This is a genomic window from Microbacterium sp. K27, assembly GCF_004794435.1.
Lineage (GTDB): Bacteria > Actinomycetota > Actinomycetes > Actinomycetales > Microbacteriaceae > Microbacterium > Microbacterium maritypicum_A.
Genome location: NZ_SSDK01000041.1, coordinates 306,738 through 319,779, shown reverse-complemented (window position 1 = coordinate 319,779; position 13,042 = coordinate 306,738). Strand labels below are relative to the sequence as shown.

At 68.0% G+C, this 13,042-nt stretch carries 11 protein-coding genes; 8 read left to right on the top strand and 3 right to left on the bottom strand.

From position 1 onward, the window contains the following. The first annotated feature begins 60 nt into the window (after nt 1–60). From DW307_RS12910 to DW307_RS12895, 4 genes are all read left to right on the top strand, one after another. The gene (locus DW307_RS12910) at nt 61–459 is read left to right on the top strand and encodes a preprotein translocase subunit YajC (RefSeq protein WP_136024935.1); all 399 of its coding nucleotides are present in this window, start codon (nt 61–63) and stop codon (nt 457–459) included. Between the two features lie 55 nt (nt 460–514). After that, the gene (gene secD / locus DW307_RS12905) at nt 515–2,263 is read left to right on the top strand and encodes a protein translocase subunit SecD (protein ID WP_021200636.1); all 1,749 of its coding nucleotides are present in this window, start codon (nt 515–517) and stop codon (nt 2,261–2,263) included. Continuing rightward, entirely contained in the window at nt 2,263–3,252 is a 990-nt protein-coding gene (gene secF, locus DW307_RS12900) for a protein translocase subunit SecF (protein ID WP_136024915.1), read from the top strand. Before secD ends, secF begins: the two co-directional genes overlap by 1 nt. A 66-nt stretch (nt 3,253–3,318) precedes the next feature. After that, entirely contained in the window at nt 3,319–5,571 is a 2,253-nt protein-coding gene (locus tag DW307_RS12895) for a RelA/SpoT family protein (RefSeq protein WP_029259269.1), read from the top strand. On the opposite strand, the gene DW307_RS12890 is transcribed toward DW307_RS12895, so the two are convergent. After that, complete coding sequence (locus tag DW307_RS12890) at nt 5,558–6,109, bottom strand: type IV toxin-antitoxin system AbiEi family antitoxin (RefSeq protein ID WP_167254070.1); 552 nt, start codon at nt 6,107–6,109, stop codon at nt 5,558–5,560. The genes DW307_RS12895 and DW307_RS12890 overlap by 14 nt on opposite strands. Nucleotides 6,110–6,173: 64 nt before the next feature. After that, entirely contained in the window at nt 6,174–7,526 is a 1,353-nt protein-coding gene (locus tag DW307_RS12885) for a DUF349 domain-containing protein (protein WP_021200632.1), read from the bottom strand. Between the two features lie 213 nt (nt 7,527–7,739). On the opposite strand from DW307_RS12885, the gene DW307_RS12880 reads away from it, so the two are divergent. Both DW307_RS12880 and DW307_RS12875 read left to right on the top strand, forming a co-directional pair. Beyond that, a complete protein-coding gene (locus DW307_RS12880) occupies nt 7,740–9,632 on the top strand; it encodes an NAD(P)/FAD-dependent oxidoreductase (RefSeq protein WP_136024913.1) in 1,893 nt (630 codons plus the stop codon). Continuing rightward, nucleotides 9,632–10,390: a winged helix-turn-helix domain-containing protein gene (locus DW307_RS12875; protein WP_136024912.1), complete on the top strand. Its 759-nt coding sequence runs from the start codon at nt 9,632–9,634 to the stop codon at nt 10,388–10,390. The genes DW307_RS12880 and DW307_RS12875 overlap by 1 nt, the downstream gene beginning before the upstream one ends. Before the next feature lie 42 nt (nt 10,391–10,432). Here DW307_RS12875 and DW307_RS12870 read toward each other — a convergent pair whose 3' ends face one another. Further along, nucleotides 10,433–10,735, bottom strand: a complete 303-nt coding sequence (locus tag DW307_RS12870) for a hypothetical protein (RefSeq protein WP_029259264.1) — start codon at nt 10,733–10,735, stop codon at nt 10,433–10,435. Between the two features lie 102 nt (nt 10,736–10,837). Between DW307_RS12870 and DW307_RS12865 the strand changes: the two genes are divergently transcribed. Both DW307_RS12865 and rpsD read left to right on the top strand, forming a co-directional pair. Further along, nucleotides 10,838–12,226: a replication-associated recombination protein A gene (locus DW307_RS12865; RefSeq protein WP_029265345.1), complete on the top strand. Its 1,389-nt coding sequence runs from the start codon at nt 10,838–10,840 to the stop codon at nt 12,224–12,226. Between the two features lie 182 nt (nt 12,227–12,408). After that, nucleotides 12,409–13,038 (top strand): 30S ribosomal protein S4, encoded by a 630-nt coding sequence (gene rpsD, locus DW307_RS12860; protein ID WP_017830546.1) that lies wholly within the window; start codon nt 12,409–12,411, stop codon nt 13,036–13,038. The last annotated feature ends 4 nt before the right edge of the window (nt 13,039–13,042 follow it).

Sequence of the window (13,042 nt, the reverse complement as noted above, 5' to 3'; positions counted from 1 at the left end):
TTACCTTCGCGCGCCCAAAGGCTGGAGCGTGCACCTGAGAAAGGCGCTTCCCCCATGCCCATGGAATTCCTGCTCTTCGGCCTTCTCGCCGTCCTCCTCGTCTTCATGATCTTCAACACGCGCAAGCGCACGAAGCAGATGAAGGCCGAGCAGGAGGAGAAGGCCATCAAGACCGTTCCTGGCGCCAAGGTGCTCCTTCAGGGAGGCATCTACGGGACGATCGTCTCCTACGACCCCGAGGACCTCGACACGCCGGCACTCGTCGAGATCGCTCCCGGCACCATCATCGACGTCCACAGCCAGGCCATCCTGCGCGTCGTCGAGCCCAAGGACGCCATCGTCGACGCTCCGGCCGATGAGGTCGTCGACCCGTCGGTCGCCGACGAGTCGATCGCTCCGGCCGTCGAGACCCCCGAGGAGACCCGCGCCCGCCTCGAGCGCGACGCCGACGACAAGTAAGCCCGGGGCCGACACGGCCGCTCGGATCTCCGTCCTTCCAGAAAGCTGAACACACGTGGCTTCATCCTCTCCCGTCCGTCACGCCTGGCGGGTCCTTCTCGGCCTGCTCCTCGTGACGGGCGTGCTCTTCGGCATCAATGCGCTGGGCGTCTACGTCTTCAAGGACAGCAACGGGGAGGCTGCGAGCTCGTGGTCCCCTGAGCTCGCCCTCGACCTGCAGGGCGGCACGCAGATCGTTCTGAGCGCGGAGACCGAGGACGGCGCGGCGCCGTCCTCCGAACAGCTCGACCAGGCGGCGGCGATCATCCGTCAGCGCGTCGATGCCTCCGGCGTCGCCGAGGCGGACATCACCACCGAGGGCGGCCAGAACATCGTCGTCCAGATCCCTGGCGAGGCGGACGCGCAGACACGGGAGCGGATCCAGTCCAGCGCGCAGCTCGAGTTCCGGCCCGTGCTGTACACGACGGCGGCGACCAACGAGTTCGTCGGCGAGGACGGGAACTCCACGCCGTACCCCAGCCCGGATCCGGGACTCAACTCGACGCCGACGGCCGAGCCGACCGACGCGAGCGACCTCTCCTGGGTGACGGACAAGCTGGCAGCGGAGTTCCAGGCTTACGACTGCGCGAACCCGGACAACGACGCCGCGAAGGCGCCGAAGGACGAGCCGCTCATCGCGTGCTCGGCCGATGGGTCAGCGAAGTACCTCCTCGGACCGGCCGAGCTCGACGGCACCGCGATCACCGATGCCGCAGCCGGCCGCGACCCGAAGTCGGGTGCATGGCTCGTCCAGCTCACGATGAACGCCGATGGTGCCGATGCGTTCGGCAAGGTGAGCACGCGGCTGAACCAGAACCGCATCGACGGTCTCACCCCGCGTGACCAGTTCGCGTTCGTGCTCGACGGCAACGTGATCAGCGCCCCGCGCATGAACGGGCAGATCCTCGACGGGCGCCCCAGCATCTCGGGCAGCTTCACGCAGGAGTCGGCGACCACCCTGGCCGACCAGCTCAAGTTCGGTGCCCTTCCGCTCAGCTTCACGGTCCAGAGCTCGGACACGATCTCGGCGACGCTGGGCACCCAGCAGCTGCAGATCGGTCTGATCGCCGGGCTCATCGGTCTCGCGCTGGTGGCGATCTACTCCCTGATCGTCTATCGAGCGCTCGGGTCGGTGATCATCGCGTCGATCGCGGTGATGGCGATCCTGACCTACATCATCATCTGCATCCTGGCGTGGCGCATCGGCTTCCGGCTCTCGCTCGCGGGAGTCGCCGGTCTGATCGTCTCCATCGGCTTCACGGCCGACTCGTTCATCGTGTACTTCGAGCGAATACGAGACGAGCTCCGTGACGGCAAGTCCATCACCGCCGCGGTGGAGGACGGCTGGGGCCGCGCGAAGCGGACGATCTACATCTCCAAGTCGATCAACATCCTGGCCGCTCTCGTGCTCTACATCCTTGCCGACGCCACGGTGAAGGGATTCGCGTTCACGCTCGGACTCACGACACTCATCGACGTGTTCATCTTCGTGATCTTCACGCACCCGGTCATGCAGCTGCTCGCTCGCACGCGTTTCTTCGGCGGCGGACACAAGCTCTCCGGTCTCGACCCCGAAGCGCTCGGTGCCGTGTACCGCAGCCGGTCGCAGTACCGCGAGGTCACCACTGCATCCGCAGGTCGGGGTGCGAAGAACGCCCGCTCGCGCGGTGAGGCGGATCGTCGACAGACCATCGCCGAACGTAAACGTGCCGAGGCCCTCGCGGGCGACAAACCCACCAACGCCGGAAGTGAGGGAGACGCCTGATGCCTTCCATGAATGAGTTCGGCAACAACCTCTATTCGGGCAAGACGTCTTTCCCGTTCGTCGGCAAGCGCCGGCTGTGGTTCATCATCGCGATCGCCCTCGTCGTCGGTTCGGCACTCGTACCGCTCATCCGTCCGATCCAGTTCTCGATCGAGTTCACCGGCGGATCGCAGTTCACGGTGCAGGCACCGGACAGCCTCGACCAGGAGACCGCCACCACCGCCGTGCAGTCGGTCGTACCGGGGGCCGCCACCAAGGTCGTCGTCGTCAGCGGCAAGGATGTGCGCGTCCAGACCGACCAGATGAGTGCGGCCGAGACCCAGCAGGTCGGCGAAGCTCTGGCAGAGGCCTACGGTGTGGATCCGTCCGACGTCACGTCGTCGTTCATCGGACCCGCGTGGGGTGAGAACGTCACGAAGCAGTCCCTGTGGGGCCTCGCGATCTTCCTGGCCCTCACGTTCCTGATCCTCGCGATCTACTTCCGCACGTGGAAGATGTCGGCCGCGGCCATCATCGGTCTGCTTGACGTGCTGGTGATCACGGTAGGCGTGTATGCGCTGGCCGGCTTCGAGATCTCGCCCGCCGCGGTGATCGGCTTCCTGACGATCCTGGCGTATTCGCTGTACGACACCACGGTCGTGTTCGACAAGATCCGGGAGAACACCACGGAAGACGGGGAGAAGTCCGCCCGGCTGTTCGGGGAGTCGGTGAACCTCGCGGTGAACCAGACGCTCGTGCGTTCCATCAACACCTCTGTGGTCGCGGCGCTGCCGGTCGGCGCGGTGCTCTTCATCGGCGCCTTCTGGCTCGGTGCGGAGTCGCTCACCGACATCTCGCTGTCGATCTTCGTCGGCATCCTGGTGGCGACCTACTCGACGCTCTTCGTGGCTGCTCCGCTCTACTCGTTGTTCCGCGAGAACGAGCCGCAGCTGAAAGCCCGCGACGCCCGCATCCGCGAGGCTCGCATCAGGGCGGCCGTCGAGGTCTGATCGGGTTCCTCAGCGGGCCCGGTCCCGCACAGCACGCGTAGGATTGATCGATCAGGAGGTGAGTAGATGGCGGAACCGCAGACGTCATCGCAGGGCTCGAGTCTGCGACGGCTGGTTCCCCGCATCTTCTCCCGCGCTTCGAGGATCAACGATCTCGACAACCTGATCCGCACGGTCCGCGCGAATCACCCGAAGGGTGATTTCTCTGTCATCGAACGGGCCTACGCCGTCGCGAAGGAGAAGCACGAGGGGCAGAAGCGGCAGAGCGGCGAGCCGTACATCACGCATCCGCTCGCCGTCGCGCAGATCCTCGCGGAGCTCGGACTCGGCCCACGGGCGATCGCGGCCGCACTGCTGCACGACACCGTCGAGGACACGGGCTATGCCCTGACGGACCTCACCGCCGAGTTCGGCGACGAGGTGGCGATGCTCGTCGACGGCGTCACCAAGCTCGACAAGGTCAAGTACGGCGAGAGCGCCCAAGCCGAGACCGTGCGCAAGATGATCGTGGCGATGTCGAAGGACATCCGGGTGCTGCTGATCAAGCTCGCCGACCGCCTCCACAACGCGCGGACCTGGGGCTTCGTCCCGCCCGAGAAAGCGGCGAAGAAGGCCAAGGAGACTCTGGAGATCTATGCTCCGCTGGCGAATCGTCTCGGTATCCAGGCGATCAAGTCGGAGCTCGAGGATCTCTCCTTCGCGGTGCTGCATCCCAAGATCTACAACGAGATCCACAGTCTCATCGCCCAGCGCACTCCGCAGCGCGAGAAGTACCTCAACCAGGTCGTCGAGGAGATCGACGAGGATCTGCGCGACCTCCGCATCCGCGGCAAGGTCGTCGGGCGTCCGAAGCAGCTCTACTCGGTATACCAGAAGATGGTCATCCGCGGGCGTGAGTTCGACGACATCTACGACCTGATCGGCATCCGCGTCCTGGTCGCCTCCGTGCGCGACTGCTACGCGGTGCTGGGCGCCATCCACGCGCGCTGGACCCCGTTGCCCGGCCGCTTCAAGGACTACATCGCGACGCCGAAGTTCAACCTCTACCAGTCGCTGCACACCACCGTCATCGGCCCCGCCGGCCGCACCGTCGAGATCCAGATCCGCACCCACGAGATGCACCAGCAAGCCGAGTACGGTGTAGCGGCGCATTGGATGTACAAGGAGCGGATGAACGGCGGTGGCAAGACCGAGGTCCGTGCCTCCGACACCGACATGGCGTGGCTCGCGCACATCTCCGACTGGCAGGCGGAGACCGCCGATCCGGGCGAGTTCCTCGAATCGCTCCGGTTCGAGATCGGCGCGAAGGAGGTCTACGTCTTCACGCCGAAGGGGCGGGTGATCGGACTCCCCGCCGGCGCCACTCCCGTGGACTTCGCGTATGCCGTGCACACCGAGATCGGGCACCGCACGATGGGTGCGAAGGTCAACGGACGCCTGGTGCCGTTGGAGTCCGAGCTCAAGAGCGGTGACGTCGTCGAGGTCTTCACCTCGAAGAACCCCGATGCCGGTCCCAGCCAGGACTGGCTCGGCTTCGTCGCGAGCACCCGCGCCCGCAACAAGATCCGCGGGTGGTTCACGAAGGAGCGCCGCGAAGAGGCGATCGAGCAGGGCAAGGAGGCCATCGCGCGCGCGATGCGCCGACAGAACCTGCCGTTGCAGCGCCTGATGAGCCATGACTCGTTCACCGAGGTGGCGCGGGGCATGCACTACGAAGACGTCTCGGCGCTCTACGCCGCTGTCGGTGAAGGCCACGTGTCCACGCAGTCGGTGCTGGAGAAGGTGACCGCTCTCGTCGCGGCGAACGATCCGACCACCGGTGCCATCGACCTTCCCGGCAGCGTCCAGACCCGGGAGCCGCGATCCGGCGACTCGGGCGTGCTCGTGCGCGGAGCCAACGACATCCTCGTGAAGCTCGCCAAGTGCTGTACCCCGGTCCCCGGGGACCAGATCGTCGGATTCGTGACCCGCGGCAGTGGTGTCTCCGTGCACAGGGCGGACTGCGTGAACGTGAAGGCCCTCGGTGCGGAGCAGGACCGCTTCGTCGAGGTGTCGTGGGCGCCCACCACCAAGAGCGTGTTCCGGGTGCAGATCCAGGTCGAGGCGCTCGACCGCTCCGGGTTGCTCTCCGACGTCACCCGCGTGCTGAGCGAGCACCACGTCAACATCCTGTCGGCGACGGTCACGACGACCGACGAGCGTCTGGCACTGAGCCGGTTCGTGTTCGAGATGGGCGATGCGGTGCACCTCGACCGTGTGCTCAACGCCGTACGCAGGATCGATGCCGTGTACGACGTCTACCGCGTCACCTCCTCCTGAGGGCGAGTCTCTCGAGCACCGCCGATCCCGCTCTGCTTCCCGGAACGCGGCTCATGCCGCGCAGTACGTCGGCTGCGGCCGCCGGGGCATCGGGGAACACCAGCGCGAGTCGTTCCATCCAGGTCAGCATCCGGGGGTCGCGATGGAGAGCCGTCGCGAGATCGAGCATCGTCCGTTCCGGCCGCGCCACTCGGACTCCGCCGAGCACCTGCACGTCAGACGCCGGCAGCACGGTGTCGTGGAACACGAGGCGTGCGCTGGTGGTCGCGCGGATCCGTCTCTCGACGCAGCGTCGCACATGGTGCACGACGGGCGGGGTGTCACCGGCGCCGTGGATCCAGGCAGCAGTCGGACCCGCGGCTGCGGTTCCCGGTTGCACGAGGGACCCGACTGCGCCTGCCCTGACATCCGGCCCTTCGATGAGGTCAGCCGGGACGTAGACCTCGCCGACCTCGACCACATGGCCGTCGATCCGCGCGGCGCTGAGTTCGGACAGGCTCAGCCGATCGCCGGGGACATACAGGAAGACGGGGTGCATCACGTCAGTCTGACGTAGTGCACCCCGTCTCTTCAGCAGTGCTGAGCCACCTGTGGAGAACGGGTCAGCTCCCGAGGGCGCTGAGCCACGCGCGGCGTGCCTCGAGGGCATCCGTTGCCGCCTTGGCCGCCTTCTTGTCGCCCGACTTCTCTGCCGCGGCGACTTCGGCCTCGAGCTTCTCGATGGCCTCGAGCAGCTGCGAGCTCATGTCGTTCGCGCGAGCCTTGGTCTCGGGGTTGTTCTTCTTCCAGTCCACGTCTTCGCGGCCCTTGAGCCCCTGTTCGATGGCGCGGAGCTTGTCGTCGAGCGCACGTTCCTTCTCCCGAGGGAAGATGCGACCGATCTCGTCCCACTGCCGCTGGATGCGGGTGAGGAGAGCGCGGGCACGCTTGATGTTCGACTCGTCGGCCACGGCCTTCGCCTCTTCGAGGAGCGCCTCGCGGGCTTCGATCTTCGGGGCGGAATCCGCTTCCTCTGCGGCGGCCTGCTCGGCGCGGGCGGCGTAGAGCGCGTCGCCGGCAGCCTTGAAGCGCGCCCAGAGAGCGTCGTCGGCCTTGCGGCCGGCGCGGCCCGATGCCTTCCACTCGTCGAGCAGGTTCCGGTACGCGGGAATGCCGTCCGTGCCACGCGGGGCGAGTGCCTCGGCACGCTCGACCAGACGGGTCTTCGCGTCGCGGGCGACCTTGTGCGCGTCATCGAGCTCGGAGTAGAACGCGCGGCGCTGCTTGTCGACGACGGCGCGAGCGTCGCGGAATCGCTTCCAGAGCTGCTGGGAGATGCCCTTCGACAGGCGCGGCCCGTTCTGCTGCTGTGCCTGCCAGGCATCGAACAGTTCGCCGAGCTCGGCCGTGACCTGCTTCCACTGCACCTTGCTGAGGTCGCGGGCGGCGATGGCCTCGGCACGTTCGACGAGGACCGTGCGCTCGGCGATCGCCTTGTCGACGAGCTCCTTGGCGTGCTGTGCCTCCTGCTCGGTCGCCTCGGAGAGGGACGAGGTCAAGGCGTTGAGTCGATCGCGCAGGCCGGCGAGGTCGCCGACGGCAGCGGCATCGGTCGCTTCGTCGATCAGGTGCGAGGCCTGCTTGGCGAGATCGCTCGCCGACGCTCCGCCGGCCTGATGACGCTGTTCGAGAGCGTGCACCTTGAAGGCGATGTCATCGAACTTGCGGACGAAGTAGGCGAGGGCCTCGTCGGGAGTCCCATCGGGGTACTGGCCGACGACGCGCCAGGCCTCGCCCTCCTTGACCTCGACGGTCCCGTCTTCGGATACGCGACCCCATTCCGCTGATGTCGAGGATGCCGCAGGCACCGGGGCGACGGGCGCGACGGCGGCCGGCGTCGGCGCCTTGCGCGGCATCGGTACGGCAGGGGGGCCGGGGACGGGGGGAGTCGGCTTCGTGGGCTCGTTGGCAGACACGTGATTCTCCTTGCGCGGTCGGGCCGCGGGAGGCGGAAAGGACGAGGCTCAGCCTAGTACGCCGGAGCGTCGCGGGTGAGGTCCCAGGACTTCGATGATCGTTACCGTTCTGTGAGGAGAACTTTCGACGCAGGACACATTCTCCGTCATCTCCGGGAAACACGATGCTCCTATCGTCGCGAGCACGACAGTCTTCCGGTCGACAGGAGCAGTATGAAGGACACGACTTCCCCGCCGCACGAGATCCTGGTCGTCGGCGCGGGGATGGCGGCGCACCGTTTCGTGGAGCGCCTGCTTCGCGACCCGGGTGCGGCGGTGCGGGTCACGGTCATCGGCGATGAGGGACATGGCCCGTACGACCGATCCGCTCTCGTGGGTGTCCTCACCGGCCGGGAGGTCGAGGATCTCCAGCTCGACCGAACGGTGTTCCGCGACGACCGTGTGCGGTTGATCCGTGACGACCGCGTGCTCCGCATCGACCGGTCGGCGCGGGTGGTGCGCACACGATCCCGACGCTCCTATTCCTACGACGTGCTCGTGCTGGCCACCGGGTCGTTCGCGGGGCGGGTGGCGGTGTCAGGGGCTCGCCTCCCCGGCTGCTTCGTCCTGCGCACCATCGAGGACGCGGAGTCGGTGCGGGATTTCGTCGATTCGCGATCGCGTGCCCTCGGCCGTCCGCTGCGAGGCGTTGTCATCGGTGGCGGGCAGCACGGAATCGACACCGTTGCAGCACTCGACGACGCCGGCGTCGGCGCGACGATCGTGCAGTACGCGGATCGTCTCCTTCCCTCCCTGCTGGACGAAGCTGCAGCAGACGTCCTGCGCGGCGCCCTCGAAGAACGGGGCATCGCTGTCCGCACTCGGACCAGGACGACGCGGCTCGATCCGGACGACTCGGGAGCCGTCACGGCGCTCGAGTTCCAGGACGGTACCTTCCAACGCGCCGACCTCGTCGTCTTCACCGTCGGCGTGCGACCTCGGGACGAACTCGCGCGCAATGCCGGACTCGACGTGCACCCGCAGGGAGGAGTGATCGTCGACGATCACTGCACGACATCGGATCCGCGCATCCTCGCGATCGGTGAGGCGGCCTGCGTCGACGGACGCTGCGTCGACGCCGCCGCTTCCGCATATGCCATGGCGGAGGTGGCGGCCGCGCGTCTGCTCGGGGGAGGGGAGCGCTTCGGCGGGCACCGACGAGACGTGCACCGCACCATCGCGGGCGTCGATCTCGCGTGCTTCGGCGAGCCGGCGACGCGCGACGCCGATCCCGACGCCGTCGAGGTCGTCACGCATCGCTCGCGAGGCACCGGTGTCTACCGAAAGTTCGTGCTCACCGACGATGCGCAGACGCTCCTCGGCGGAATTCTCATGGGCGATACGAGCGGTCTTGGCGTTCTTCGTCGGCTCGTCGGTGGACCGGCGCGTGGCGAGCTCGCTGCCGAACTGCGCCGGGCAGCGCATCCCGACGACTCCCGTGCGGTCTGCGTGCACATCGGCATGTCGTCGCAGGAGCTCCTGGCAGTGCTCCGCGCGGACGAGGTGTTCACGTTCAGCGCGGTCGGAGCCCGCTTCGGGCGGGACCCGGAGTGCGAGCGCTGCACCCTGGCTGTGGCACGCGCGCTCGCGGAACTGGCGACGGAGCGCTCTCCGCTCAGCACGCGCGGCGCACAGGAGGGGCTCGATTCGCACACGGGCCCGGTCCGATCGGAGGGGAGCCGAGTGCGGCTGTCGACGGTGACGGGGACGGAGCTCACGCCGGGGCATCTCGTCGACATCGGGCGTCTTGCGCAGGACCTGGGCCTGACGTTGCGGATCGTCGACTCCCGGATCGAACTGCAGGGCGTCTCCCACGACCAGCAGGCGCGGTTGCGGCATGGCCTCACCGCCGCGGGCCTCGCGTCCTCACCCCCTCTGCCGGCCGGAGCCGACCCGAACTCCGCGTCACCGACGCGGCGCGCACACGGCGCGGTATCGGCGGATCCGAGTTCATCCGAGTCCCCGCATCGCGGTGACGGCACGACGGTCGCGATCGGCTGGAGGGATCGGGGTCGGAGCGCCGATCCGCGGCGGGGCGTCTCCCTTCGCGCCGAGAATCCCGCGTGATGACCGGGCGTTCGGGGGCACGCCCGGTGCTCGCAGGATGCAGGATCATCATCTCGGCCCAGGCGAGGGCGGCAGGAGCATCTGCGGCCGGGAATCGTTCCGCCGGAGCGGATGAACTCGACCGCGCACTCGGCGCCGCGGGCGCGGACGTGATGCGCGTGGTGACATCCCGTCCGGTGGCCACCCCGACGGGCGTGCTGCACCGTGCGGTGCATCGCGTGGGGTCCGGGGGCGCCGACGCCGTGCTCTTCACCGCGTCGTCCGCGTCATGGATCGACGCGGCGACGAGGAGCGGCGCGCTCGAAGCGCATCGCCGTCGTGCCGAAGCGGGCCGGTTGCTCCTGGTCTCGGATGACGAGCGCGAGGCTCGCCGCCTTCAGGACGCCGGCCTGAACGCACGATACGTCGAGCGGGAGAGACCGACGGGTCTCGTCGGATGCGTCGTCGCACACTACGGAAGCGGTGCAGGATCGGTGCGCACCGATGCCGGAAGCCTCGAGGTGCGCAGCGGGGGCGTCGTGCTGGACGGGCGCTTCCTTCCGCTGTCCCGTGGCGCAGCGGACCTGATCGAGGCCCTGTTCCTCGCCCGCGGACGCGTGCTCTCGCGAAGGGAGCTCGGTCGTGAGCTTCCCGGCGGCGAGCGCAGCGGACGGGCGGTGGAGGTGGCCGTCGCCCGGTTGCGGGAGTCGTTGGGTGGCGTCGACCTGGTCCAGACCGTCGTCAAGCGGGGCTATCGCCTCGCCGTATCGGAGCCGTGAGCCGAGGGCATCGGTGGTAGGGGCGATCAACCGCGTCGGCGGTCACTCCGCCGGTGCGTCCGAGGGGACGGGGGCCGGCGTCTCCGCGGGTGTCTCGGTCGGAGCGGTGGTCGGCTCGACGGAGGGAGTGGGGGTGGGCTCCGGTTCGGGCGCGGTGACCTGGGCGTGCACGACCTGGCTGCCGATCGCTGCGACGACGATGAGGCTGCCGACGACGGCGGCGATCGTGTTGTCACGGACACGGCGGCGGATCTGCCCTTCGTGCCACTGGGTGCGTGCGGTGTGCAGTCGTGCGCGCTCCGCCGATGTGCGCGCCTGTGCGTTCTTGGAACCGCGTGCGGCCATGCCCTGCTCTCCCATCCGAACGCCGCTCCACGACGTCGCCTGAGAGCCTACCCGGATGTGGAGGTTCACCGAAGTGTCGGGGGCCGACGTTAGCCTGGAGGGATGACGTCCCCTGCTGCGCTGCTCTCCGGGCAGACGCCCCTCGCCGTGCGCATGCGTCCGGTGTCCCTCGCGGAGGTCGCGGGCCAGCGTCATCTGCTGCGTGCGGGATCGCCGATCGTCGCACTCGCCGACCCCGAAGCGACAGCCCCCGGGGCCGTGTCGATCATCCTGTGGGGACCGCCGGGAACCGGGAAGACGACTCTCGCTCAGGCCATCGCACGATCGTCCGGTCGGCGATTCGTCGAACTCTCCGCCATCACGGCGGGGGTGAAAGACGTGCGCGAGGTCATGCAGGAAGCCGTCACGCAGCGCGACCTCTACGGGCAGACGACCATCCTCTTCCTCGACGAGATCCACCGCTTCACCAAGGCGCAGCAGGATGCCCTTCTCCCCGGAGTCGAGAACGGCTGGGTGATCCTGATCGCCGCGACGACAGAGAACCCGTCGTTCTCCGTCATCTCACCGCTGCTCTCGCGTTCGCTGCTGTTGACGCTGCAGCCGCTCACCGACGACGACATCGGCCTCCTCGTCGATCGTGCGGTCACCGACCCCCGCGGTCTGAACGCATCCGTCGCTCTCAGCGACGAAGCGAGGTCGGCTCTGGTGCGGCTGGCCTCGGGTGACGCGCGGCGCGCCCTGACCGGGCTGGAGGCCGGCGCCGCGGTCGCACTGTCCCACGCGACGGCCGCGGACGCGGACGACGAGGGGAACGATGCGTCGGCGCCCGGTGCGTCGGTGCCCGGTGCGTCGGTGCCCGAGGTCTCGGCCGATGACATCTCGCAGGCGGTCGACAAGGCCCTGCTGCGTTACGACCGGCAAGGCGACGAGCATTACGACGTCATCAGCGCCTTCATCAAGTCGATCAGAGGGTCCGACCCCGATGCCGCGTTGCACTACCTCGCCCGCATGATCGAGGCAGGGGAGGACCCGCGCTTCATCGCCCGGCGCCTGGTGATCTCGGCATCGGAAGACGTCGGTCTCGCCGACCCGCAGGCCCTGGCCATCGCCGTGGCGGCTGCAGATGCCGTGGCGTTCATCGGCATGCCGGAAGGTCGCATCCCCCTTGCAGAAGCGACCGTCTACCTGGCCACCACCGCCAAATCGAACGCCGCGTACGTCGGGATCGACGCGGCGATCGCCGACATCCGCGCCGGCGGTTTCGGTCGGGTTCCGCTGCATCTCCGTGATGCGCACTACCCGGGCGCCAAGCGTCTGGGCCACGGCCGCGGCTACGTCTATTCGCACGATAGTGAGTTCGGCGTCGTGCCCCAGCAGTATCTGCCGGACGAACTCGACGGTCGGCACTACTACGAGCCCAAGAACCTCGGTGCGGAGCGCGACATCGGTGCGCGCCTCGAGCGGATCCGCCGCATCCTCGGAGACCGCTGACCCTGCGGATCCGGCGCGGAAAAGCGATCTGTTAGACTTGAGCGGCTCGAAACCGAGTTTTCGGGCATCTCCTCGTTCACACCACACCTTGCTGGCGCCCCGGCGTGCGCTCCAAGGCAGAACGCGGACGATACGTCCGTGAGTCGTGAAAGACGCGACCACGTCATCGGAAGGAAAACTTCGTGACCACGAAGTCCCAGGACCGCCGCAAGGTGCGTCTCAGCCGCGCCCTCGGCGTCGCTCTCACCCCGAAGGCCGCCCGCTACCTCGAGAAGCGTCCGTACGCTCCGGGTGAGCACGGCCGCACCAAGCGCAAGGCAGACAGCGACTACGCCGTCCGTCTGCGTGAGAAGCAGCGTCTTCGCGAGCAGTACGGCATCCGCGAGAAGCAGATGCGCAACACCTTCAACGAGGCTCGTCGTCAGGACGGCCTGACCGGTGAGAACCTGGTCGAGCTCCTCGAGATGCGTCTCGACGCTCTCGTCGTGCGTTCGGGCTTCGCCCGCACCACCGCACAGGCTCGCCAGCTCGTCGTGCACCGCCACATCCTGGTCGACGGCCAGCTCGTCGACCGCCCGTCGTTCCGCGTGAAGCCGGGTCAGCTCATCCACGTCAAGGCCAAGAGCGAGGGCACCGAGCCCTTCCAGGTGGCGGCAGCCGGCGGTCACGCCGAGGTCCTGCCCCCCGTTCCGGGCTACCTCGAGGTCGAGCTCGACAAGCTCCAGTCGCGTCTGGTTCGTCGTCCGAAGCGCGCCGAGGTCCCCGTGACCTGTGAAGTGCAGCTCGTCGTCGAGTACTACGCGGCTCGCTGATCCA

Bases quoted from the DNA above. Each gene is read 5' to 3' on its own strand.
- DW307_RS12910 (WP_136024935.1), top strand. From the start codon at position 61: ATGGAATTCCTGCTCTTCGGCCTTCTCGCCGTCCTCCTCGTCTTCATG.
- secF (WP_136024915.1), top strand. From the start codon at position 2,263: ATGCCTTCCATGAATGAGTTCGGCAACAACCTCTATTCGGGCAAGACG.
- DW307_RS12895 (WP_029259269.1), top strand. From the start codon at position 3,319: ATGGCGGAACCGCAGACGTCATCGCAGGGCTCGAGTCTGCGACGGCTG.
- DW307_RS12890 (WP_167254070.1), bottom strand. From the start codon at position 6,109: ATGCACCCCGTCTTCCTGTATGTCCCCGGCGATCGGCTGAGCCTGTCC.
- DW307_RS12880 (WP_136024913.1), top strand. From the start codon at position 7,740: ATGAAGGACACGACTTCCCCGCCGCACGAGATCCTGGTCGTCGGCGCG.
- DW307_RS12875 (WP_136024912.1), top strand. From the start codon at position 9,632: ATGACCGGGCGTTCGGGGGCACGCCCGGTGCTCGCAGGATGCAGGATC.
- DW307_RS12870 (WP_029259264.1), bottom strand. From the start codon at position 10,735: ATGGCCGCACGCGGTTCCAAGAACGCACAGGCGCGCACATCGGCGGAG.
- DW307_RS12865 (WP_029265345.1), top strand. From the start codon at position 10,838: ATGACGTCCCCTGCTGCGCTGCTCTCCGGGCAGACGCCCCTCGCCGTG.